The organism is Streptomyces sp. OR43 (assembly GCF_008042275.1).
Classification (GTDB): domain Bacteria; phylum Actinomycetota; class Actinomycetes; order Streptomycetales; family Streptomycetaceae; genus Streptomyces.
Map to the genome: position 1 here is coordinate 1 of NZ_RDBK01000062.1, position 726 is coordinate 726.

At 70.9% G+C, this 726-nt stretch carries 1 protein-coding gene; it reads left to right on the top strand.

Features of this window, described 5'->3' with window-relative positions:
* Nucleotides 1-726: acyl-CoA dehydrogenase family protein (locus tag EAO72_RS40300; RefSeq protein WP_222724169.1), on the top strand; the 726-nt coding region annotated here is incomplete at both ends.

Genomic DNA, 726 nt, shown 5'->3' on the forward strand with positions numbered 1-726 from the left:
CAGCAGGTCGGCATGGACACCGGGCTGCGCACCACGCTGCGCCACCTCAAGTCCCGCAAGCTGTACGGGCGCACCGCCGCGGACATCCCCCAGGTGCGCTCGGTCCTCGCCGGGGTCCATGCCGACCTGCTGCTCTGCGAGGCGTTCTCCACCGTCGCCGCCCGGGCCATCCATCTGGTGCCTGCCGAGACGGGAATCTACGCGCAGGCCGTCAAGTTCTTCGTGTCCAAGGTGCTGATGGACGCGATGCACCGTCTTTCGACGCTGCTCGGGGCGCACTTCTACATGCGCGAGGGCGACAACGCGATCTTCCAGAAGCTGCTGCGCGACATCCAGCCGGCCGGCTTCGGACACGCCGCGCGTGCTGCCTGCCAGGTCTCCCTGCTGCCCCAGCTCCCCCTGCTCGCCAAGCGTTCGTGGCGGGACGGCCCGGCCGCGCCCGCGGACCTCTTCCGGCTCGACGCCGACCTGCCGGGCATCCCCTTCGACCGGCTGACCGTCAGCGCCGGTGGACGTGAGCGGCTCAGCCGCTCACTCGCCCCGGGTCTCGACGCGATCACCGGGCCGGATCACGAGCGGCGCGAGATCCATCGCGTCGGACAGCAGCTGACCGCGGAGCTCGCCCTGCTCGCCGAGGAGTGCGCCGCGATCCCGGCCAGTGAGCTGTCCGTCGCGGCCAGCTCCGCCGGCTACGACCTCACTCACCGGTACGTCAACGTTCTGGTG